18 protein-coding genes are annotated in these 22,687 nt (G+C 39.5%); 10 read left to right on the top strand and 8 right to left on the bottom strand.

Annotated features, from left to right (window positions below):
- Positions 1-220 precede the first annotated feature (220 nt).
- The 5 genes from nifE to RMX98_RS13385 all read left to right on the top strand — a co-directional run bounded on the left by nifE (position 221) and on the right by RMX98_RS13385 (position 5,054).
- On the top strand, positions 221-1,654 hold the full coding sequence (nifE, locus tag RMX98_RS13405) for a nitrogenase iron-molybdenum cofactor biosynthesis protein NifE (protein ID WP_322679728.1): 1,434 nt from the start codon (positions 221-223) through the stop codon (positions 1,652-1,654).
- The gene (nifN, locus tag RMX98_RS13400; protein WP_322679729.1) at positions 1,654-2,964 is read left to right on the top strand and encodes a nitrogenase iron-molybdenum cofactor biosynthesis protein NifN; all 1,311 of its coding nucleotides are present in this window, start codon (positions 1,654-1,656) and stop codon (positions 2,962-2,964) included. Before nifE ends, nifN begins: the two co-directional genes overlap by 1 nt.
- A gap of 47 nt (positions 2,965-3,011) precedes the next feature.
- Positions 3,012-3,380, top strand: coding sequence for a hypothetical protein (locus RMX98_RS13395; RefSeq protein ID WP_322679730.1), 369 nt, complete (start codon positions 3,012-3,014; stop codon positions 3,378-3,380).
- 118 nt (positions 3,381-3,498) lie between these two features.
- Positions 3,499-3,861 (top strand): hypothetical protein, encoded by a 363-nt coding sequence (locus RMX98_RS13390; RefSeq protein WP_229491164.1) that lies wholly within the window; start codon positions 3,499-3,501, stop codon positions 3,859-3,861.
- A 434-nt stretch (positions 3,862-4,295) separates the two neighbouring features.
- Positions 4,296-5,054, top strand: a complete 759-nt coding sequence (locus tag RMX98_RS13385; RefSeq protein WP_322679731.1) for a HesA/MoeB/ThiF family protein — start codon at positions 4,296-4,298, stop codon at positions 5,052-5,054.
- Between the two features lie 65 nt (positions 5,055-5,119).
- On the opposite strand, the gene RMX98_RS13380 is transcribed toward RMX98_RS13385, so the two are convergent.
- From RMX98_RS13380 to RMX98_RS13365, 4 genes are all read right to left on the bottom strand, one after another.
- On the bottom strand, positions 5,120-5,329 hold the full coding sequence (locus RMX98_RS13380) for a molybdopterin-binding protein (protein ID WP_322679732.1): 210 nt from the start codon (positions 5,327-5,329) through the stop codon (positions 5,120-5,122).
- 552 nt (positions 5,330-5,881) lie between these two features.
- Complete coding sequence (modA, locus tag RMX98_RS13375) at positions 5,882-6,820, bottom strand: molybdate ABC transporter substrate-binding protein (RefSeq protein ID WP_322679733.1); 939 nt, start codon at positions 6,818-6,820, stop codon at positions 5,882-5,884.
- Positions 6,821-7,184: 364 nt separating this feature from the next.
- A complete protein-coding gene (locus RMX98_RS13370) occupies positions 7,185-7,862 on the bottom strand; it encodes a hypothetical protein (RefSeq protein ID WP_322679734.1) in 678 nt (225 codons plus the stop codon).
- Between the two features lie 1,045 nt (positions 7,863-8,907).
- Entirely contained in the window at positions 8,908-9,519 is a 612-nt protein-coding gene (locus RMX98_RS13365; RefSeq protein WP_322679735.1) for a PEP-CTERM sorting domain-containing protein, read from the bottom strand.
- Positions 9,520-10,238: 719 nt separating this feature from the next.
- On the opposite strand from RMX98_RS13365, the gene RMX98_RS13360 reads away from it, so the two are divergent.
- The 5 genes from RMX98_RS13360 (at position 10,239) to RMX98_RS13340 (ending at position 16,791) form a co-directional block, all read left to right on the top strand.
- Entirely contained in the window at positions 10,239-10,484 is a 246-nt protein-coding gene (locus RMX98_RS13360; protein WP_322679736.1) for a hypothetical protein, read from the top strand.
- A gap of 244 nt (positions 10,485-10,728) precedes the next feature.
- Entirely contained in the window at positions 10,729-12,057 is a 1,329-nt protein-coding gene (locus tag RMX98_RS13355; RefSeq protein ID WP_322679737.1) for a nitrate/sulfonate/bicarbonate ABC transporter ATP-binding protein, read from the top strand.
- A 71-nt stretch (positions 12,058-12,128) separates the two neighbouring features.
- On the top strand, positions 12,129-13,868 hold the full coding sequence (locus RMX98_RS13350) for an ABC transporter permease (protein WP_322679738.1): 1,740 nt from the start codon (positions 12,129-12,131) through the stop codon (positions 13,866-13,868).
- A 68-nt stretch (positions 13,869-13,936) separates the two neighbouring features.
- Positions 13,937-14,461, top strand: coding sequence for an isochorismatase family cysteine hydrolase (locus tag RMX98_RS13345; RefSeq protein ID WP_322679739.1), 525 nt, complete (start codon positions 13,937-13,939; stop codon positions 14,459-14,461).
- Between the two features lie 758 nt (positions 14,462-15,219).
- Positions 15,220-16,791, top strand: coding sequence for an adenosine deaminase (locus RMX98_RS13340; RefSeq protein WP_322679740.1), 1,572 nt, complete (start codon positions 15,220-15,222; stop codon positions 16,789-16,791).
- 60 nt (positions 16,792-16,851) lie between these two features.
- On the opposite strand, the gene RMX98_RS13335 is transcribed toward RMX98_RS13340, so the two are convergent.
- From RMX98_RS13335 to RMX98_RS13320, 4 genes are all read right to left on the bottom strand, one after another.
- Positions 16,852-18,798 carry an ATP-binding cassette domain-containing protein gene (locus RMX98_RS13335; protein WP_322679741.1) on the bottom strand — a complete coding sequence of 649 codons (1,947 nt, stop codon included), beginning with the start codon at positions 18,796-18,798 and terminating at the stop codon, positions 16,852-16,854.
- Complete coding sequence (locus RMX98_RS13330; protein WP_322679742.1) at positions 18,795-20,069, bottom strand: HlyD family secretion protein; 1,275 nt, start codon at positions 20,067-20,069, stop codon at positions 18,795-18,797. Before RMX98_RS13330 ends, RMX98_RS13335 begins: the two co-directional genes overlap by 4 nt.
- A gap of 50 nt (positions 20,070-20,119) precedes the next feature.
- On the bottom strand, positions 20,120-21,244 hold the full coding sequence (locus RMX98_RS13325) for an ABC transporter permease (RefSeq protein ID WP_322679743.1): 1,125 nt from the start codon (positions 21,242-21,244) through the stop codon (positions 20,120-20,122).
- A 203-nt stretch (positions 21,245-21,447) separates the two neighbouring features.
- Positions 21,448-22,563, bottom strand: a complete 1,116-nt coding sequence (locus RMX98_RS13320) for an ABC transporter permease (protein WP_322679744.1) — start codon at positions 22,561-22,563, stop codon at positions 21,448-21,450.
- Between the last annotated feature and the right edge of the window lie 124 nt (positions 22,564-22,687).

Raw genomic sequence — 22,687 nt, 5'->3', positions numbered from 1 at the left:
AAGTGTACACGGCAACATTAATACTTTAATAGTCTAGTTCGTGTTTTTGTTTTCTCCTTCTCTAACGTATTTGGTGTTTATGTTTTAGGGGATGGGAAACTATTTTTCTCATTCCCTTTTATTCCATGCTTTAGATACACGGTTAATCGATGAAAATCATATCAAAGTCTTTTGGAATTCACTTAACATCTAATAACTTCCACCTATTGTCACCAAACAAATGAATCCCACCCCAGAAAAAATCAACGATTCATTCAGTGAGTCAAATTCCGAAGATACTCGTCAACAGCAGAAACTGCATAAAAAAAAGTCCTCCACACAATTACCCCAACCTGGAACTACTCAAGGAAGTTGTGCTTTTGATAGTGCAATGATTACCCTAGTACCAATCACCGATGCTGCTCATGTAGTTCACGGGCCAAGCGGCTGTGCTGCCAGTATTTGGGGAAGTTACAGCAGCCTCTCTTCTGGTTCGATGCTGTACAAAATACGTTTTACCAGCGACATCGATGAGAACGATATCATCTTCGGTGGAGCCAAAAAACTGTACAAAGGCATTTTAGAATTAGCAAGACGCTACAAACCAACGGCGGTATTTGTTTACTCTACCTGCATTACCGCACTGATTGGAGATGATATCGAGGGAGTTTACAAAGATGCTACTGACAAAACAGGAATACCCACCATCCCTGTACATTGCCCTGGATTTATTGGGAACCAAAATTTGGGCAACCGTGTTGCTGGTGAAGCGTTGCTAGAACACGTTATTGGAACAGCCGAGCCAGACACTACTACACCTTATGACATCAACCTAATTGGTGAACATAATATCGCAGGTGCAATATGGAATGTTCTACCGTTATTGGAGAAATTAGGTATCAGAGTTTTGGCAAAAATTACAGGCGATGCTGTCTACAAAGAAGTTTGCTATGCCCATCGCGCCAAACTTAACGTGTTGCTCTCTTCCAAAGCACTAATTAACATGGTAAAAGGGATGGAGAAAAAATATGGCATTCCCTATATTGAAGAGTCTATCTATGGTATAGAATCAATCAATCAATGTTTAAGGAATATTGCAGCAAAGTTAGGTAATTCTGATTTGCAGGAACGTACAGAAAAGCTAATTACAGAAGAAAGTGCTGCAATAGATGAAAAACTTGCTCTGTATATTACCCGATTGCAAGGTAAGCGCATTATCCTTTCTATTGGAAGTTTCAAGAGTTGGCTAATTATCTTTGCTGCTAAGAAATTGGGGATGGAAATTATTGCTATTGGTACTAAGAATAATACTGAGGAGGATCAAATTAGAGTCAAAAGTTTATTGGGTCAAGATGGGATAATTCTAGAACAAAATCATCCTGAAAAAATTCTACAGATAATTAACAAAAATCAAGCTGATATGTTAATTGCTGATAAACGCTATCAAGACACTTCTCTCACAGCTAGGATTCCATTTCTAGACATTAATACTGAACGCAACCATCCCTATGCAGGCTATATAGGAATTTTAGAAGTAGCACGAGAACTGTATGCCGCTTTTTACAATCCTGTGTGGGAACAAGTATGCCGACCAGCCCCGTGGCCAGAAGATAGGGGAGCAGGGGGAGAAATTACTTCCTCATCCCCATCATCTTCTCAAGAGGAGAACATCTAATGGCGATTATTAGCGTTACGAGTACATCAGTTGCAGTTAATCCCCTGAAGCAAAGCCAAACTGTGGGTGCAGTTTTAGCCTTTTTGGGGTTGAAGGGAATGATGCCTTTATTACACGGTTCTCAAGGCTGTACTGCTTTGACTAAGGCAGTATTAGTACAACATTTCCGTCAGGCGATTCCCCTTTCCAGTACGGCGATGACAGAAGTTGCAACTATTTTGGGGGGCGAGGAAAGAGTTGAACAAGCAATCTTGACTTTGGTGCAGAGATCCAAACCAGAAATTATCGGTCTTTGTAGCACTGGACTTGTGGAAACCAGAGGTGATGATATGGGGCGCTTTGTTAAGGAGATTCGCCACCGTCACCCAGAATTGGATTATTTACCAATTGTGCTTGTTTCTACACCAGATTTCAAAGGTACATTACAGGATGGCTTTGCTGGTGCAGTTGAGAGTATAGTCAGGGAAATTCCCCAAAAAAGCTCTAATCAAAAGGCTTGTCCTAAACAAATCACTATTTTGGCGAGTTCTGCTTTCACACCAGGGGATGTCCAGGAAATTAAAGAGATTGTTACCTCTTTTGGACTTGTACCTATTGTTGTACCTGACCTTTCTGGCTCATTAGATGGTCATATAGAAGATTCTTCTAGTGCCATTACAGCTAATGGTACAAATGTAGCACAGTTGCGATCGCTTGGCAGTTCTGTATTCACTTTGGCACTAGGTGATAGTATGCGCGGTGGGGCGCAAATTTTGGAGCAGAGATTTAATATACCTTATGAGGTATTTGGTGAACTGACGGGATTAGCAGCAGTAGATAAATTTCTGCAAGCTTTGGCGGATATCAGTGGTGTCAGCGTACCAGATAAATACCGCCGTCAACGCCGTCAGTTACAACATGTGATGCTGGAAAATCACTTTTATTTTGGATGCAAGCGAGTTTCTTTGGCGCTAGAACCTGATTTGCTTTGGTCAACGGTTTCTTTTTTGCGATCGCTTGGAGTTGAGATTCACGCAGCAGTGACAACGACACGCTTTCCTCTGTTAGAAAAACTTCCGATTCCTAGTGTCACTATTGGCGATTTGGAAGACTTTGAGCAACTGGCGGTTGGGTCTGATTTACTCATTACCAACTCTCATGGAGTAGCGATCGCTCAACGCTTAAAAATTCCTCTCTACCGTCAAGGTATTCCCATTTTTGACCGCTTAGATTATGGTCAATTTACCAAGGTTGGCTACCGAGGCACTATGCAACTTTTATTTGATATTGGCAACCTGTTTTTAGAACAGGAGATAAAGGTTAAGCATTAAACAGATCAAAATTCTCAATTCTTACTTTCAGGATGAAAGTTATAACTATGAACACAAGTTGGTATGAACAAGAGCTAGTCAAAGAATTCAAAACGATTATTGCTCATTCTTTCCCACAAGTCGAAGAATTGCTAAAACACTGTCATGTTAAACTTATCGAGTCTTACTGGGGAAGACCTCGTGTTCACTTTCTGCCATACTTCACAATTTATTGCCCTGACAATCTGATTGCTGCCGTCAAAGCCCAGATATCTATACTCAGAGAAGTAGCAGAATATGCAGGATTAGTTGAAGTTGTCTGCCTAAATGCTACACATCTGCTGCGAGATCCAATGTCGAAGGTAAAACAGACAGATCCTCGTTTGTGGTTAGAACTGCAATGGCTAGTAACACAAAAACAAGAACATTTACTATGATTTTCCGATGGGTGCAACTACAAAAGTTCTTGTTGCATCATCTATTCAAGGATGGCGTGATGAAAACACGCAGGAACATTGTATTTTTTGACCAATAATTAATCCCTGGTTATTTACTATGAATAAATTCCCCCTTCCCGCAGATGATTTGCCTCCAACTGGAGCGCCTCTACTTAATGAGTTATTTTACAGGCAACTAGAAGAAGCTACTTGCAGGCGATTTTATCAAGCCTGCGGCCCAATTATGCGAGTTTTATTATCAAATTGTCACTGGTATTTCAAGATAAATACTAGTCCTTTGATGTTACTCATTATCTGCTATGACATAGAAAGTTATCTGCATATAGTCGATGCTATTCCTCAGTTCATTAAAAAGTTGAAGCAGTTTTCTAACAAAGCCAAAATTCACCTTTTTTCACCAGATTATAAAGGAGAACCTTGGGAAATTGAGATTGAAGAAACATCAGATGATGAAGCCTAGTCAAACAGGTAAATAGACGAAAATTTGGTATCAATCAAGGCAGTAGTATTTCACAGACAGCTAGGGTATATCCTCGGTTTTCATCTACAAAATCTAATTATTCACTAAATACTTTATGATAGTTGTTCAAATTGAATTGACGAGGATTAATTTTTAGTAAGGCTGTTTTAGTGCTTCAAGATAAATCCAGAATCGTTCGCCAATGATAGCCCTAGTACAGCACGGTGTAAATAAACCACCCCTGACGCTCGGTCGCGCAGCGTACCGTAGGCAAGACTCGCTAACGGGTTCGGCAGTTCCTCATGGAAGGTCTTAATGATGCCTGAAATAAATACCAACTTTACAAGTAATAAATCAGAAAATTGTATAGAAAACTACAATAATTGCTACCAACTAGGTGATAAATTTTACGACTGATAAAGAATTAAAAAGCGATGAACTTAACACTCAGTGAGTTAGAACGCTATCACCGCCAAATGATGCTTCCCAATTTTGGAGAAGCTGGACAAAAGCGCTTGAAGTCTACAACGGTTTTGGTTACAGGTGTAGGAGGATTAGGCGGTACATCAGCGCTATATTTGGCAGTAGCGGGTGTTGGACGGCTAATTCTAGTTCGGGGTGGTGACTTACGGCTAGATGATCTGAATCGTCAGGTTCTGATGACAAATGATTGGGTTGGTAAGCCAAGAGTATTCAAAGCCAGAGAAACTCTGCAAGCTATTAATCCTGATATTCAGGTGGAAGCAGTTCATGATTACGTTACAAAAGAGAATGTAGACTCTTTAGTGCAATCTGCTGATATAGCTGTTGATTGTGCCCACAATTTCACAGAGCGGAACTTGCTCAATGAAGCTTGCGTGCGCTGGCAAAAACCAATGGTGGAAGCTGCAATGGATGGAATGGAAGCTTACCTGACGACGATTATTCCTGGCGTCACTCCTTGTCTATCATGCTTGTTTCCAGAAAAGCCGGATTGGGATCGGCGTGGGTTCGCGGTTATCGGTGCTGTTTCTGGGACACTAGCTTGTCTTAGTGCATTGGAGGTTATAAAGCTGATTACTAAGTTTAGTGAACCCCTGTTATCACAACTGTTGACAATTGACTTGATGCGAACGGAATTTGCCAAACGACATTCTTATCGCGATCCTTCTTGTCTGGTGTGTGGTAGCCGTTCTGGCTCGGAAAATTCGTAAATAGTTTGATAATCGTAGCGATCGCTCTATAAGCGGATCGCCACAACTTATCTACTTATTTCGAGCTATTCTGTAGCAATTATGACATCTGACGCTTTAATCACAGCGATCGCTTGTTTTCCCTCTTGAAGTTGGAGATGCTCTACCGACTCCTTAGTAATAATTGCAGTTACTTCCACCCCAGTTACAATTTCTAATGTTACCTCAGAGTTGACTGCTCCTGGGTGAATTTTCTTAATAGTTCCTTTTAAGGAATTACGAGCGCTAACTTCCATATTTCGATCCTCCCTAGTTATAAGATAATTCTGAACCGAGTAATACTAACAACAATCAAATTGTTAGATTATCCTCATTTAGTGAGATATTATCTTCTGCCTTACAGAAGAACTTACAGCAATTTTCATTTGCATGAAGTACAAAATTACGGGTTTTGAGGCAGTAGGCAGTGTTTCGGCTACGCTCAACAACCAGGCAGGAGGCAGGAGGTAAACACTGTTTATATCTGATAAATCAGTCCTGAATTTTGTACCACACTTACTTGCAATCTGCTGTAGATATTAGACTGGTATTAGAAGATGCTGAAAAAGTTAATAATGGAATAGTAAAATGGACAGTTAAAGCTTGGCAGAACATTCATTCAAAACTGTTTTTAGTAATGTGTCTGTCTACCTAATTATTTTGGTGCATTCTGATAATTATTGGTACATCAGCTAATCATCATTCATTTTTTTAGAATGATTCACTCGTAGTAAGGGCTATACAAATGATTGCCGTTGCCAACAATCATTTTCCGATCGCTGCAATTTTGATTCAGTTTATCCAAGATTTTAAACTTGTATCTTTTGCTTTGGCTCTGCCAATTTTTTCTTGAGTGTTAAACCCATAGTCGCAGCTAGCAATAGTCCCCAAACATAATTGGGTTCGGGTACTGATTTGGTGGGGCTAGTAAAGCCATACTTATGCAAAATTTGCTGTCCTTTCTCTGACAAAATATAATCTGCTAGTTTTTGTGCATTCGGGTCAGCATTTTTGATAACTGTTAAACCGAATGGTGCTGCAACAGACAAATAATCTGGTAGCCCAACTACTTGCAGGCTCGGATCAATTTTTTGCGATGCGATCGCGCCAGTATAGTAACTTAAGAAAACATCTGCTTGCTGAGTTTTGTTAAGAAAATATACTAAGCTGTCCTGTCCTGATGGAATTATTGGGGAATTCGTTCCACCTGTTAATTGCAAGGCTTTACTATTGAGGGTATCAAAACTACCAGGGTTTTTTGAATTAGCTTGAGTAAATATCTGTTGAGTGTAGTCTCCAAGAGGATCTAATATAGGTGTTGCAATTCCCAACTTGATGTTGGGATTTAATAAGTAATCTAACACCTGATTTTGTGCAATTTTTACCTGGGAATACTTTGAGGAAAACACCGCTACAATCTGATTTTGAGTAAATACCACTGGCTGACTGCTCAACCCTTTAATGTAGAGTTTTTGGGGATTTCCAATATCTGCACTAGCAAAGACATCAGCAGTACGCTGTCCTAGTTGGAGTTCTGTTTCTATTGCTTGCTCTCTAATCCCTGATGGCCCAAATACTGTATTTGTTCCTATTCCTGTTTCTTGGGTGAAGTCTTGGCTTACTTCCGTTAGTGCATTTCTTAAACTACCTGCTCCATATAAGTTGAGATTAGCTGCAAAAACTTGATTTGGTATCAGAAAACTAAAGGCACAAGCTGCCAAAGAACCTGTCAAAAAATATTTTTTCATCTTTTCGCTAAAATCTTCAAGTTTTTGGGTATTTTATCCTCAAAGCTCACACTACCAACTAAGTTGGAAAAATGTCAATTACTTTATATAGACAAATGTTGACTTTGTTACTTACAATCCTCGGTTAAGAAAGTCATCAGTTGAGGCAAGCAGTTATTGAGCAGTTCTTGAGAAAAAATTATTGCTCAATAACTCTTTTCCCTCCCCTGCCTCAACAGCTTATCCAAACCGTATTGGGCTTTGTTAATTATTGAAGATATGGTGGGCGAAAAGCAAGTTTTACGCCAGTCATACTCAATAGATTTACAAATGTCTCTACAAGTTATTGCTGATATTATTGAGATTGACAACCTTAGTCTCTATATCAGAAATATTTTGGTTTCAAAGGAGAAGGAGGAGCAGATAATATGACAATATTTCTCACATTACTAACATAACGACCTCCAGCTTTATCACCTGGAACTACTAAACGAGCAAATCCTTCATCTATTAAAGGCACGACTTTACCATCACTACCTTTTTTTTCAAATGCAACTAGCACTGTTTTCCCTTCAAAATTAGGTTGAATTTCACCAATAGCTACGACTGCACCATAGCAATCTGTAGCATCAACTAGAACATATTGCCTCAGAAAAGAGTTTTTACTATTCACTCCAGAATTTGCCGGCTTTAGACCACCTCCGGCTTTCGGATTATTAATCAATTCCCATAGAGGAACTCCATAGTATGTTTCTGTTCGTGGCCCTGAGCCGGTTTGAAAGCTGACAGTAATTTCAGTAACTAATGCTGGATTTTGGGTTTTTAAAGTATCTCGTAAATTCTTTAGGTTTTGCAAGTTATAGGTGGTTGGGTTATTGAGTTCTCCACCCAAGCGAAAACTTGGCGAAAAACCTCCAAGACACTTATTTTTATTCCAGACAGAAGGTGTTTTTTCTTCTCGATTCCAGGGAAGATCGCTCCTTGAGTCAGCTAAGGTAGGCTGCCATAAAACCAGTATCGATAGCATTAAAGACGCAATGGGTATCTGGCGGGTAAAACGCATAAAACATTTCTCCGTTTAGTATTGAATATTGAAAAAACTAGATAGTTTTGGTCAAAGGTATTTGCTCACCAAAAATTAGCATCGTTATCGCCAAAATAGAGCATTTTGACAATGGATTCTGTTAGCTAAAAAGAAAAATGGTTCTATCGTTAGACTTTCAACTCCTTACCAGACGCTACTAAATAGTTAGTTTTTAATAACTGATATTAAAAACTAATGAATCCTGACACCAAAATTAGTCGCAAACCTCTTGTTAGATTTGCGTCTTTCAAAATAGATAAGTGTATCTGTGTAATCTAATGAAGATAATACCAACTTATTGAGTAAAATACCAACTAACATAGTAATAAAATACTAACAAAATTAATTTTTATTTCTTTTTAAAATAGTTCAGCTTAATATTGTATAGAAATTAAGCTGTCGTTATTTGCCTTATAAATAGGTAACTATCAAGTTAATAAACTCTTTATAAGTGAGACTCCACCTGTAAATTGGAAAACTGTCCGAGTTATAGGGAAAGGTTGTAGTTGTTCCGAGAAGATTATCTCTGGCTTCTCTGTGCCTCTGCGGTAGCCTGCGGCAAGCCACTTCGTGTCTACGTTATTCCGTAACTCGTGCGTAAGTCCTAGATAAGTAGAACGATGTGGAAAAACAAAACTATGTTAAGAAAAATCAAATAGACTCAAACCCTCTTCCCTTCTGCCTCATCTCAACGATAAATATTCACGCCGACCTACTTAGTAAAAATGCAATCCCTACACACAAGGCGATCGCCTCTATTCTCTAAAAACAAGTAGTTAACTAACAATACAAAAGGCAGTTATACCATTTCTTTGTGAGGCTGCGCTAAATTCTCTTGGCTTCTTTCTTTGCGTTCTTTGCGCCCTTTGCGGTTCGTTTCTTATTTAGTTTGGCGCATCTTCATACAGAATTGGTATTAGCATACAGAGTATTCTGATTATATGAGTGCAACTATAGCAGTCATACCTACTTTGTAAGCATATCCCTGACTTATTCACAAATTGCAGATATGCTTACAAACGATTTAGAAATGCGATATTTTTAAACCTACTTTTCGCTTATACAGTAGTAAAGTTATACCACCCGTGACTAACATAGCAGGTATTGAATCTGATTCAGGAATTGGTATAATTTGACCAGAACCACTTATTGTGTTGCTAAACTGGCCAAAATCATTCACTCGACGACCGGTAGTAACTAAAAAGTATTTCTGTCCTGTAACGAGTTCTCGGTTGAAAGTAACAGTACTACCATTAGTAGTAGTATTTGCTATAAGAACATTGGTTAATTGTTCAGTAGGATTGAAACTGTCTTGATATAAAGCTAAGAAAATATCCCATTTTCTATTTGCAGGTGGCGTAGGTTCAGATTCACCACTTATATTATATAAACCTGATTGATCTACCGTAAAATCAAATACACTGTAAGGTACACTCATTCCCAAATTCCCATCTTTTTCACCACTGATAAGAGTGGGAGGATTCCCTGGTGCTACACGCCGCCAAATCGGTTCATTTGTTGTATTTCCCTGATAAGCAAAGGTAGCAGCATTGCAGGGTTGAGCGGTAGAAACAGTAGCTAATGCTAACCCTAGAATAACCATTAATGGTTTTTGAAAAAACTTTGTTTCTAACATAAATTATCTCTTTAAGTTTACTAATATAGCAATTCGATTTGATTTCTGTATCCCTCACGGGAGCGTAGCCATACTTATTTGCGTAGGAGGCAAGAGGTAATAGGGAAGAGGGAAGAGGCAAGAGGCAATAGGCAATAGGGAAGAGGCCTCTTTGAGTTGTACTGAATTTTTTCAGAAATCAAATATTAGTCCTATAGTTTGTTTCAAAAATGTTGAGAGCAAGAAACTTTTCAAACGGATTTTCCATTATGAGTGACACTCGAAAAATGGCGATCGCATAGATATAATTGCTGCCAAATATCTCGACTTCCTCACTAATAATGCTTAAATAGTCCTTGCTCTGAGCATTTAAACTTTATGAATTATTCAACAGTATTTATGGCATATTTTTTTATACGAATTTGTGTTTTTGATTGAAGCTATCATACCAACTTGGTTGGAAAAAAACAATTCAACTACGTAATTAAACGCTGACTTTATCAAAACTTTAAGTAAAAGGTTTTTTATTTTGCACGACTTACACACATAACAAGACTTCATGAGTAACTATGACTGTGGTGCTTTTACGATGCCTTTCTGTTGGTAAAACCGCAGAGCAAGCTTTAAATGCGTTAACTGCCCAGTTGGATGAGACTAAGTTTAGTACGCTACTGGTCATTTAAAGCTTTCGTCCTGACGCATTCTTTAGTGCCCAGCAACAACAAAGGTTATCAGAGTTGATGAGATTATGGCGATCATACCATTTTGCAATTATATGTAGTATTTCTTCCCCTGCCTCCCCTGCTTCTCCTGCTCAAGAACAGCCTGTCAAAACTAATATTTTTGAACGCAACTTGGTATCAGCACGGGATCGGGGACAAGAATTGCTACCAGACCAACAGGCACAGTTCGATGACTTGGTTGAGGCTGAATTGAGAGCGGCGACAGCCCGTACTGCTGCGTTGATGCAGCCAGAGAATTCATGAATCCGTACTATAGTGCGATCGCTCGATCGGCAAAATGCAGTATATCTGTAAAATTATGACTGACTAATATCACTGCCGATCCCCTCGCTTGTGCTCATTATCTAATTTTCTCGATCATCTGGGGACGTATTCTCACATCTCAAGAGGCAGAAACAGATGTATGCTCGTACTGGTTAGTTTACATTTTTTTAACTCTAAGATAACCTCAACATGAGATTCTATTTATTTCTTTACCAAAATAATCGTGGCCTTCAACAAAGCAACTGAACAGCTAATCGCCCTGAGAAATGTTAGAAAATCTTATCAGCAACCTAACGGTCAACAAATTGTCATTTTAGAAAATATCAATCTTGAGTTGCGTCCTGGAGAAATAGTTGCGTTGCTGGGGCCTTCGGGTTCTGGAAAATCTACTTTAATGCGAATAATTGCTGGGTTAATTTCCCCTAGTCAAGGTGAAATTTTATATCATAACCATCCCCTAATTGGTTTAAATCCTGGGGTAGCGATTGTTTTTCAAAGTTTTGCTCTTTATCCTTGGTTAACTGTACTAGAAAATGTAGAACTGGGCTTAAAAGCTAAAGGAGAACCGCTAGACTCTCGACGGCAAAAAGCACTACAAATGATTGATATTATTGGTTTGGATGGATTTGAAAATGCCTATCCCAAAGAGCTTTCTGGGGGAATGCGTCAGCGAGTCGGATTTGCTAGGGCTTTGGCTGTAGAACCAGAATTGTTATGTATGGATGAGCCGTTTTCGGCGTTGGATGTGCTTACAGCAGAAAACTTGCGGTTTGAGTTATTAGATTTATGGTTAGAACGTCGCATACCCACCCAAGCTGTTCTTATTGTTACCCACGGGATTGAGGAAGCAGTGATTATGGCAGATCGGATTATTGTTCTAGGACGCAATCCGGGGAGAATCCGCGCTGACTTACCTGTGACTTTACCCCATTACCGCGATCGCAAACACCCAAGTTTTCAAGCCCTGGTAGATCGGGTCTACACAATCATCACTAATCCCGAATTAGATAAAATTGAGCCACCTGCAACTACCTCCGTACCAAATGCAACACCACAACCAAAATATCAGTCTTTGCCAGCTGTGCGAATTGGTTCGGTTGCTGGTCTGTTGGAATTATTAGAAGATCGTCAAGAAAAAGACTTATATCGGCTTGCCCAAGAATTGCAACTAGAAGTAGATGATATTTTACCAATTGTAGAAGCTGCAAAATTAATGGATTTTGTAGAACTTGCAGAAGGTGATATTAGTCTCAAACCAATCGCACAAGAATTTATCAATGGTGGTATTGATGAACGTAAACAAATTGTGCGATCGCAACTCTTAACTCATATTCGCTTAGTACAGCAAATTTATCGTCTTCTGGAAGCAAAAAATAATCAACGCATTCCCGAAGAATTAGTTTTAGATATCTTAGAAACTCACTTTAGCCCCCAAGAAGCCGAGCGACAATTACAAACTGTCGTTGATTGGGGTCGTTACGCCGAAATATACGGATACGATGAGCCATCGGGTCAAATCTTTTTAGAGCAAGCTGCCGTAGTTAATTCGTAAGGGTGTGCAGATGTACGCCCCTACAGTATTTACCATGAATGGCTTTGTTAATTTTTAATTTTTAATTGTTTATGACTCGACCCTTAACTCCTGCTAACAAAACTCTAGGACGTAACAATTGGACTTGGCAAGATGGATTGCTAATTATGGCGATCGTGTCTTTAATTGTGCTAATTGTCAGAACTGCTTCTAAATTCAGTGGTGCTTTTCAACCTGAACTGACGATTTCTACAAATATTAATGCTTTACCAGGATATACAGCCCAAACCTTAATTCGCATGGGGCTTGCTTACTTTTTATCCCTAATTTTTACCTTATTATATGCCTATACTGCTTATCGCTCCCGAATCGCAGAACGCATTTTAATTCCGATGTTGGATATCCTGCAATCGATTCCAGTATTGTCTTTTTTGCCGGGTGTGGTACTGGCTTTGATTGCCTTGTTTCCCGGTCAAAGAATTGGCGTAGAACTAGCAGCCATCCTGCTAATTTTTACTGGTATGACCTGGAATATGACTTTTAGTTTTTACCAATCACTCCAAAGTATTCCGCAAGAATTACTAGAAGCAGCGCGGGTTTATCGGCTCAATCCTTGGCAACGTTTTTGGACGTTGGAGTTACCATCTGGTGTGATTGGTTTGGTATGGAATAGTGTAATGTCGGTAGCTGGAGGTTGGTTTTTTTTAATAGCAATTGAGTCATTTACATTAGGAAATAAAGATTTTCGCTTACCAGGATTAGGTTCTTTTTTAGGTACAGCAGCCAATAATGGAAATTTTATAGCGATATTTTGGGGCTTGGCTGTGCTGATTGGGGTGATTGTGGCAACTGATTTTTTTGTGTGGCGACCTTTGATTGCTTGGGCAGAAAAATTTAAGTTAGAGATGGTTGAAACTGAAAATGCACCTCAATCTTGGGTGTTGGATATTATGAGGCGATCGCCTACTTTACGCGCAGTTAGCGAAAAGGTTGTTCAGCCATTACAATTAACCATAGACAACGGTTTAATTCGCTCATTTCCCGTGCGTTCTGTACCCGTAAATGCCAAAGGTCGCCTAAATTTGCCGAGTTTTTTAAATTGGGTATTTGTTAGTGGCTTCGCCTTAATTGTTTTGTGGGGTACTTGGGAAGCCGTACTTTTGTTACGGACTTTGGGCTGGGCTGATTGGCTACAGGTCATCAAAGGTGCTGCATTGACAGCGTTACGGGTAATAATTGCTTTGATATTATCACTGTTGTGGACTGTACCCGTGGGTGTTGCAATTGGTCGCAATCGGCGGCTGGCTCAAGTCTTACAACCATTAGTACAAATCGCCGCTTCTGTGCCAGCAACAGCTTTATTTCCGTTGCTGCTGCTGGCTTTAACTCGCATTGCTGGCGGTTTGCAAATTGGGGCGATCGCTCTGATGATGTTAGGAACAATGTGGTATATTTTGTTCAATGTCATCGCTGGGGCACAGTCGATTCCTTCAGACCTCATCGAAGCAGCTTGGGTATATAAACTTTCAACTTTGCAGCGTTGGCGAACCTTAATTTTACCTGCTATATTCCCTTACCTAATTACTGGAATTATTACCGCCGTTGGTGGTGCTTGGAATGCAAGTATTGTTAGTGAATACGTCACATTTCAAGGGCGAGTAATCAGTACTTCTGGATTGGGATCAACGATTTCTCATGCCACAGCTACAGGAAATTTTTCTCTATTATTAGCTTCGACTGTAGTTATGTCTTTGTTAGTAGTGTTGACCAATCGCTTGATTTGGCGACCCCTTTACAATCTGGCTCAAGAAAAATATCAATTATTGGTTTAAGTAAGTTGGTGAGAAAGGTAATTTGGCGGACATGATATAACTCTTAATCTAAATAAATTCTGGCACAAATGAGCGAAATCCTTCTTGTAATAGATATGCAAAACGGGTTTATGTCGGAAAAATGCAGACATATTATTCCTACTGTCATTAAACTAATTGAGCATTTTTTAGCGGCTGGTAAACTCATTGAATTTACAAGATTTATTAATACTGCTGATAGTAATTATGTCAAATTAATTCATTGGTCAAGCTTGATAAATGAACCAGAAACGAGCATTATTGATGAACTTCAGCCATATATACATAATATTTTTGATAAACCTTATTACTCAGCATTTACGGAGAATTTTTCGACTTTTATTTTTCTGAATCAAATCAGTAAAATATATCTTTGTGGAGTTGAAACTGATAGCTGTATTTTCAAGACAGCAATTGACTCTTTTGAGCGCGGTATTGAACCAGTCATTATCGAGGATGCTTGCTTTAGTGATGGTGGTCAGATAGCACATGATGCGGGTATTTTTTTACTGAAACGTAATATAGGAAAAAACCAAATTCAGATGAGTGATGAGGTGATTGAGAAAATGTCATAAGTGCTGAAACTCAACATTCTTATTTATCAATTAGCCTGCCTTCAAAGAGGAACGCACTTTTTCAACGACTTGAGTAAGTGCGCCAGGTTCAAATGGACAAATGAGATTTGCCGAGCGCACTAATTCTCGAAAGGACGCAGAACCGCCGCGATCGCATAATGCAATATGAACCGCGAAGACGCAAAGTGCGCGAAGGAATTGGGTTTATGACTAATGCAATAGCTATAGCGTGTTCTTTGGCTATAGGCAAGAGGATTTCAGAAGATTAAGGTATACCAAATTTTTTCAGAAATCAAATATGAGTCCTATATACTCATACTGAGTATCATCCTTTTCAGTCTATAAAACTATATTCTTAACTTGAAAACCATGAGATCAGCTCACAAGTACAATACCGTTGCCAAAATAAGAGCATGAAGAGATAAAGAACTTCGTAGTAGAGTTATTGTTTTTCACCACGACAACTCAAAAACTACTTGCAGCCTATGGCGGACATCTTATGACTGTTTCAATACTTATTACCGCAGATAAACACTACTAATGATGCGGCCATTAAACCAGATAAGTAGAACGATGTGGAAAAACCAAACTATATTAAGAAAAATTAAATAGACTCAAACCCTCTTCCCTCCTGCCTCCTGCCTCCTGCCTCACTTCGACTACGCTCAGTGACCACCTGCCTCCTGCCTCATTCCAACGATAAATATTCACACCGACCTACTTAGTTCTGTCCATGTTTGACAAAAAAATAAATCTATATGCATAGACGAGCGCCCTTATCTTTGTTTTTAGGAGTATTAACGAGTTCTAGCTGTTTTCTCTTCAGTGTAGCAGCCCAAGTCCCATCTAATTCGCAGCAGTCCTCGAGTCGAAGTGAAGCCGAAACTGCTAGTTGGTTTGAAGCCCATCGCGCGCAGCCAGCAGCTTTACGAGCATTTGTACAACGTATGCCGAAGGGAGGAGATATCCACAGTCATCTAAGCGGGGCTGTGTACGCAGAACACTATCTGGAGTGGGCTGCCATCGATGGGTATTGTGTGAATCCAAAGGTGGGGGCTTTAGTTGAACCCAAGGCTTGCGGTCAGGACAGTAGCTATTTTCCAGCCTCAGAATTATTCAACCGAACATCTGTTTATGATTCCCTAATAAATCGTTGGTCTACTCGTAATCTTCAATTTGCTGGAAAATCCGGGCACGACCAATTTTTTGAAGCTTTTAGTGGTTTTGGGGCAATTTCAGACTCTGCAAGTCGTCGGGATGATATGGTCGCAGAGGTAGCAAATCGGGCAGCTTCGCAGCATATTAATTATCTAGAGTTAATGCTTACCGTTCAGGGCAGTGAAGTTCGACAGCTAGGGCGTGAAGTTGGTTGGAATAAAGATTTGCATTCGATGCACCGTCAATTGCTCAAAGCAGGATTAACCAAGCTAGTGACACTCGGCAGCCAGCAATTAGCACAGTTGGAGCGCGAAGTCTGGAAAACACTTGGTTGCGGAACTCTATCAGCACAGCCCGGATGTGCAGTGACGGTGCGCTATTTGCAGCAAACGACAAGAACAAAGTCGCCCGTTGAAGTGTTTGCTCAGTTAGCTTATGCCTTTGAATTAGCTTCATCGGATTCGCGCGTGGTTGGCATCAATCTCGTCGCCCCGGAAGATAACCCGATTGCACTGCGCGACTATACTCTGCAAATGCAGATGCTGCAATTTTTCAAACGCCAATTTCCCAATGTCAAGGTGGCGCTCCATTCTGGAGAGTTAACCCTGGGATTGGTTCCGACCGAAGATTTACGTTTCCATATTCGGCAAGCTGTAGAAGTGGCACAGGCATCTCGGATCGGGCATGGTGTGGATATTCTTTTTGAGGAGCGTCCCTTCGAGTTGATGGAGCAAATGAAGCGACGCGGCGTGTTGGTCGAAATCTGCCTGACCAGTAATCAGGTGATTTTGAATGTCCAGGGAGATGAGCATCCTTTTAGGGAGTATTGGAAGGCTGGGGTACCAATGACCCTTGCTTCCGATGATGAAGGCATTTCCCGCATTGATTTGAGTCATGAGTATCTGTTAGCGGCAACCAGATATGGGCTGGGATATAAAGACCTCAAGCGACTAGCTCGCAATAGCTTAGAATATAGTTTCGCTCCGGGAAATAGTCTTTGGAAGTCGCCTGAGTTTAAGGAAATGGTTTCAACTTGTGCAAGCGATACCCCTGGTGATACTTCTGTTTCTCAAAAGTGCAGTGCTTTTTTGCACAAGAACGAGCACGCGCGGATTCAATGGCAGCTAGAGTCGGAATTTGCTCGGTTTGAGTCATTGCAGAACTCGCTTTGATTGACTTCCATCAATGATTTTTTCTCACTTGTGAGAAATCCGGGAACAGTAAAAGTCAGATCATGGCAAGGTATGTTTAGCCTTGCCTCCTTCAGCGCGTTGTACAATGCCGATAAAACAATCTTCAAGTGAAAAGGGAATAGGTCGCAGAGAACGTAGATTGATATTATTTGTTTCTAAGATTGAGCGGATATGAAAAATTTCGGAATCGGGATTATCGAGTATCAGGTGTAAGCGATCGCCAAAAATTGATACTCGCCACGGTTCTAACTGAGTTTTAAGTAAATTAGAGGCATCTTGGGTATTATCGATTACAACTTCCACCAACTGACCAGGCTGTGAGGCTTTAATCTCACTTGGTGAACCCTGCGTTACAATTTTACCTGCCACCATAAATCCCATACGGTTGCATTGTTCTGCTTCTTCTAAATAATGGGTTGTCACCAGTACTGCTGTACCTGACCTGGCAAACTCATTAATTAACCGCCAAAACTGGCGACGCGCCAAGGGATCTACTCCTGATGTTGGTTCATCAAGAAACAAAATTTCTGGCTCATGCATTACCGAAGCACCAAAAGCTACTCGTTGCTTCCATCCTCCTGGTAGTTGAGCTGTGAGCATCTCTTCTTTACCAACTAAGCCACAGGTTGTTAGTACCCAGTCAATCTTAGTGCGGCGTAAACGAGTTGGCACACCATAAACGCCACAATAAAATTCTAGATTCTGGACAATAGTTAAATCATCGTAGAGAGTGAATTTTTGACTCATGTAGCCAATACGTTGCCGTAGCTTACTACTACGCAAATTCTGAGTTTGTCCAGCTAAAGAAACTTTCCCTGATGTTGCTTCTAACAAGCCACAAAGAATCTTAATTGTAGTTGTCTTTCCCGCACCATTTGCTCCAAGTAATCCATAAACTTCTCCATAGCGAATTTCTAAATCTACACCTTTAACTGCTTGAAAGTTACCAAAAACCTTTTTAAGTTGATTAGCACCAATAGCAATCTCCCTTTCACTCTTTACTCCCCACTCCCCATTCCCTCTCTTCGCACGTGGAAAAGGAATAAATTCTGGGTCATTACCAGCTGCGCGTAGTCGAGTTACAAAAACATTTTCTAAAGTTGCATCGGCAGTTTGAATGCTGTCAAGTTGTAAATGGTGTTGACTAAAAATTGTCTGAACCATCTCGGAAGCAATAGTAGTATCTTTAACTAATACATCCAAGCGATCGCCAAAGGTTTGCACATCGACAATTGATGTTTGGCTGTTGTTTATCGCCTTATATAATACTTGCTCGCCTGCTTCAATGTGATTAGTCCGAACTTCTAGACGCTCTAAACCTAGACTCTCTCGCAGGTGGAAAAGAGTGCCAATTTGCTGAATCTCTCCCTCATACATCAAAGCAATGCGATCGCATCTTTCGGCTTCATCCAAGTAAGGTGTTGCTACCACAACTGTTACCCCCTCCGATGCTACGGTGGCGAGAACATCCCAAAATTCCCGCCGGGAAACAGGATCAACCCCTGTAGTTGGTTCATCCAATAAAAGAATTTCGGGTTGAGAAATTAATGCACAGCATAGAGCTAATTTTCGCTTCATCCCACCAGAGAGTCTTCCAGCCAAGCGATCGCCAAATTTATCCAAACTCATTAGTTGTAGATATTTATTGCGACGCTGAAGGAATTGCTTCTGTGGAACTTCGCGCAATCCTGCACTATAGCGGAGATTTTCATCAATGCTCAAATCGAGATAAAGAGAAAATTGCTGTGTTAAATAACCAATAGCTAGCCGAGCATCGCGGGGTGGTTTTCCTAATATTTGAATATTGCCAGCAGATGCTTCCATTACCCCACTCAAAATATGAAATGTGGTTGTTTTTCCAGCACCATCGGGGCCAATTAATCCAAATATTTCTCCTTGTTTGACAGCAAAATCTATACCCTTGACGGCAACTAATTTCCCGTAACGTTTGGATAAATCTTTTACTTGGATGACATGATTTATCATCTTTGCCTACTCTCTTTCGGCATAATAATAATCTCTGCATCAGATGGCATTCCTGGCTTGGCGAAGCCATTGGGATTGTCAATGGCGATTTTGACCCCAAAAACTTGCTTTACCCGGTCTTGCTGAAAATAAATGTTCTCAGGCGTAAAAGAGGCTTGTGTATCAATGGCAGTAATTTTGGCACTCAGGGGTGTTTTCGGTGCTGAATCTAAAAAAACTTGAGCTTCTTGACCAACCCGCACTTTTCCAATATTGCCTTGAGGAATAAAAGCACGCAGATAAACAGTATTAGGATTAATCACCGTCAGTAGTGTTTTCCCGGTGGTAACAACTGCTCCCGGTTCTACACTCCGGCTAACAACTACACCTTCAATAGGACTGATAACATTCAGGTCGGTAATTTTGGCTTTAATCTCCTGTTGGGAAGCTTTGGCATTCAAGACATCAGCTTGAGCGGCTCCTAGTTTTAAGCGCGTTTGTGCCAATTGTGTACGTAACCCTACCAACTGTGTGTTGCGGATTGAGGGATTTAAGGCGGTGCTTTGAGCTTGAGTTAATTGACCTTGAGCAGAACTGACTAATTTACGCGAGGAAATTACCCCAGCTTCTCGTGATCTCAGGATAGCAAGAGCAGTTTCATAAGTTGTCTGCGCTTGGTCAAATTGTTGCTTGGTGACAGCTCCCTCATTTACTAATTGAGCGTAGCGATCGCGGTTCATTTTAGCAAGTTTTAGCTCAGATTTGGCTTGTTCTGACTGAGCGATCGCTTGATTGAGTTGCGCCTGAGTTGAAGCTACTGAAGATTCTGCTTGAAAAATCTGACCTTTGGCATCTCCCGACGCTTGTTTTAAATAAAGTTGATTCTCCAGAATTTGGCTTTCTAAAAGATTGATTTGCAGTCGCGCCTGTTCTTCTTGTTTATTAATTGCATCTAAACGCGCAGACGCACCTTTAAGTTGCGCTTGAATTTCTTCATCATCTAACTTGACAATCACTTGGCCTTTGTGGACTTCATCTCCTTCTCGCACTGCAACAGACTGGATTCTACCTGCTACTTTCGCTCCAATATCAGTTTCGTAGCCTTCAATACGACCGCTTACCCGTAGTCTATTAGTTAATGGTTTTGGTGAAATCAAATACCAGGTTCCTGCACCCACTCCTATGACTAATAATCCCAATACAATCAGTAATCGCGGCGATGGTTTGCGCTTTTGTTTCGCTGATGTAATACTATCAATTGGTTCTTGAGGTGGCGAAAGTGACTGAGCCATAATTTTGTTATTTATTTACTAATGTCTACAGTGTGAATAGCTTGAACCCACTAAACTAGTTGGCTACGGAAGCGTTTGATACTGATTAATAACATTCCTGTAGCAAAGAGCAAGATAAAGGCTGCATTCGGCCATAGTACTTCTAAACCCACACCTTTAAGCATAATTCCTCGCACAATTACCACATAATGACGTAAGGGATTCACCATAGATAAATATTGTATAAATTGGGGTGTATTTTCAATCGGAGAAAATGACCCAGAAAGGAGAATAAAAGGGAAATTCACAAAAAATGACAAAAGAAAAGTTTGTTGCTGGGTATTAGCGATTGTTGCCAGCATAATTCCAATACTAATTCCTCCGAAAACATATATTCCTGATAGTAATAAAAACAAAATTATATCACCATTAAAAGGCACTTTAAAAACTAATTTTGCCACACCTAGAGCTAATACAACATCACCCATCAATAGCAAAAATAATGGGACAATTTTAGCTAGCAAAATCTCCCAAGTTCCCGCAGGAGTTAACATGAGTTGTTCTAAAGTTCCTATATCTTTTTCTCGTACAACTGTACCGGCAGAAACTATGGAACTAATTATTGTCAAAATAACTCCAATCATCGCAGGTACAAAAAACCAACTACTTATTAGTCCAGGGTTATAGAGGAAAACAGTTTGAGGTTGAACTATAATTCTATTTTGCTCCACTTCCAGTTTTCGATTATATTGCTCAACAATCTGATTAATATAACCATTTATAATTCCGGCAGTGTTTGCATCCATGCCATCTACTAAAACTTGAACTTCCGCAGGTTTATTTTCAGATATTTTTCGTTTAAAATCGGGAGAAATGACTAATCCTGATGTAATTTTACCTTGTTGAACAGACTCCCCTAAGTCTTGGTAATTTAATATATATTTTTCTGCAACAAAAATATTATTTTCAGTCAACGCTGAAATAAATTCACGACTTTCATAAGTTTGAGAATAATCCATAATTCCTAATTTTAAATTATGCACATCTGGATTGAGCGCAAACCCATACAATAAAAGTTGAATCGTCGGTGGAAATAATAAAAATATAATTAATGGCTTGTCTCTCAAAATTTGATTTATTTCTTTAATAATTAAAAATACAAAACGGTTATTTAAGAGATTATTCAGAATTTTCATATTTTTTTGAGTTTTATTATTAATAACATTTACACAAATAAATAAGATTGTCAGAGAGTTATAAGACTCATATTTTATTTCTGAAAAAAATTTGGTATACCTTAATCTTCTGAAATCCTCTTGCAAGAGTGCCTATTACCTACTAAGCCAAGTGATTTCAGTAATCAAACCGGATTACTATATTGCGTAAATTTTAACTAAATTTAATCTGGCAATTGCATTCGTTTTAATTTCTTACGTGCTGTATTAAAGATTAATAAACCTAAAAATATTAAGATTGCGATCGCAAACCAAACTCCGCTCCAGCCAGTTCCTCGAGCATAAGCATCACGGGCAATTTCAATATAGTAACGAGCGGGAAGAATATTAGAAATTACAGACAATGGAAAGGGAATATTACTCAAAGGATAAATAAATCCAGATAATAACATAGAAGTTAAAAAGCCGATCATAACCACAGCCTGGATAGCTGCAATTTGATTATTGGCGCGAATCCCAATCAGCATACCAAACATTACACTATCCATCAAAAATGCTAAAGTTCCAACTAATAAGGAGCTTGGTTCCGCAGCAAAACTTATCTGCCAAATTATTACTCCCAATCCCATAATTAAGATAGCTTCAAAAATCCCAATTAAAAAATAAGCTAGCCCTTTACCCAAAATTAATTCTGTTGCACTTGTATTTGAAGCATAAACTTGTAATATTGTCCCTTGCGTCTTTTCTTGCACCATAGAAATTGCTGCCAATAAAGAAGGAAAAATCCATAAAATTACACCATAGCTACCGGGAATAATATAAAGTGATTCTTGTCTTCCTGGATTAAACCAAATACGTACATGAGCAAGGATTTTATTGCTAACTCCTTTATAGTGGTTGACAAAATTTACTGTGGTCGCGGAGATACTATTTTTAATTACTCTAGCATTATTAACATCTGTAGCATCTACTAAAACTTGAACATGGCTAATCGAACCTGATTTGATTTTCTGGCTAAAATCTGGCGGAATCACTACAACAACTTTCGCAATTCCTTTATCGATAAGTTCTTGATTATTATTAACAGAGCTTGTTGCTAACCTGTTAACTGGTATTTTTTCAAATTGATTAGTAGCAAATAAAGTTTCAATGTATGCACGGCTGAGGGGGCTAAGGTCAAAATCTTGAATAGATAAGGGAATATTTTTTGCTTCTAAGCGAATACCAAACCCAAAGATGAATAAAGCCATTAAAGGGAGGATAAATGCTAAAGCTAAAGTCAAGCGATCGCGCTGAAATTGCGCTAGTTCTTTGCGACATTGCGAAATAATTCTTTTCACAATAATTATTCAGAGATAAGTTGATTTTGAAAAAAACTGTCAGAACAAAACCCTCAAGTGTTATTCATTAAATATTGAACTTTGACACTTTTCTGACAGTTGTGTAAAGTTATCTAGATTTTTA

Origin of the sequence: Nostoc sp. DedQUE02, assembly GCF_034531035.1 — a bacterium.
GTDB lineage: Bacteria > Cyanobacteriota > Cyanobacteriia > Cyanobacteriales > Nostocaceae > Nostoc.
The sequence above is the reverse complement of the archived record's forward strand: the minus strand, read 5'-3'. Positions and strand labels throughout refer to the sequence as shown.

What these genes read in the sequence shown, in the direction of transcription:
- nifE (WP_322679728.1), top strand. Translation starts at nt 221, where the DNA reads ATGAATCCCACCCCAGAAAAAATCAACGATTCATTCAGTGAGTCAAAT.
- nifN (WP_322679729.1), top strand. Translation starts at nt 1,654, where the DNA reads ATGGCGATTATTAGCGTTACGAGTACATCAGTTGCAGTTAATCCCCTG.
- RMX98_RS13395 (WP_322679730.1), top strand. Translation starts at nt 3,012, where the DNA reads ATGAACACAAGTTGGTATGAACAAGAGCTAGTCAAAGAATTCAAAACG.
- RMX98_RS13390 (WP_229491164.1), top strand. Translation starts at nt 3,499, where the DNA reads ATGAATAAATTCCCCCTTCCCGCAGATGATTTGCCTCCAACTGGAGCG.
- RMX98_RS13385 (WP_322679731.1), top strand. Translation starts at nt 4,296, where the DNA reads ATGAACTTAACACTCAGTGAGTTAGAACGCTATCACCGCCAAATGATG.
- RMX98_RS13380 (WP_322679732.1), bottom strand. Translation starts at nt 5,329, where the DNA reads ATGGAAGTTAGCGCTCGTAATTCCTTAAAAGGAACTATTAAGAAAATT.
- modA (WP_322679733.1), bottom strand. Translation starts at nt 6,820, where the DNA reads ATGAAAAAATATTTTTTGACAGGTTCTTTGGCAGCTTGTGCCTTTAGT.
- RMX98_RS13370 (WP_322679734.1), bottom strand. Translation starts at nt 7,862, where the DNA reads ATGCGTTTTACCCGCCAGATACCCATTGCGTCTTTAATGCTATCGATA.
- RMX98_RS13365 (WP_322679735.1), bottom strand. Translation starts at nt 9,519, where the DNA reads ATGTTAGAAACAAAGTTTTTTCAAAAACCATTAATGGTTATTCTAGGG.
- RMX98_RS13360 (WP_322679736.1), top strand. Translation starts at nt 10,239, where the DNA reads ATGAGATTATGGCGATCATACCATTTTGCAATTATATGTAGTATTTCT.
- RMX98_RS13350 (WP_322679738.1), top strand. Translation starts at nt 12,129, where the DNA reads ATGACTCGACCCTTAACTCCTGCTAACAAAACTCTAGGACGTAACAAT.
- RMX98_RS13345 (WP_322679739.1), top strand. Translation starts at nt 13,937, where the DNA reads ATGAGCGAAATCCTTCTTGTAATAGATATGCAAAACGGGTTTATGTCG.
- RMX98_RS13340 (WP_322679740.1), top strand. Translation starts at nt 15,220, where the DNA reads ATGCATAGACGAGCGCCCTTATCTTTGTTTTTAGGAGTATTAACGAGT.
- RMX98_RS13335 (WP_322679741.1), bottom strand. Translation starts at nt 18,798, where the DNA reads ATGATAAATCATGTCATCCAAGTAAAAGATTTATCCAAACGTTACGGG.
- RMX98_RS13330 (WP_322679742.1), bottom strand. Translation starts at nt 20,069, where the DNA reads ATGGCTCAGTCACTTTCGCCACCTCAAGAACCAATTGATAGTATTACA.
- RMX98_RS13325 (WP_322679743.1), bottom strand. Translation starts at nt 21,244, where the DNA reads ATGAAAATTCTGAATAATCTCTTAAATAACCGTTTTGTATTTTTAATT.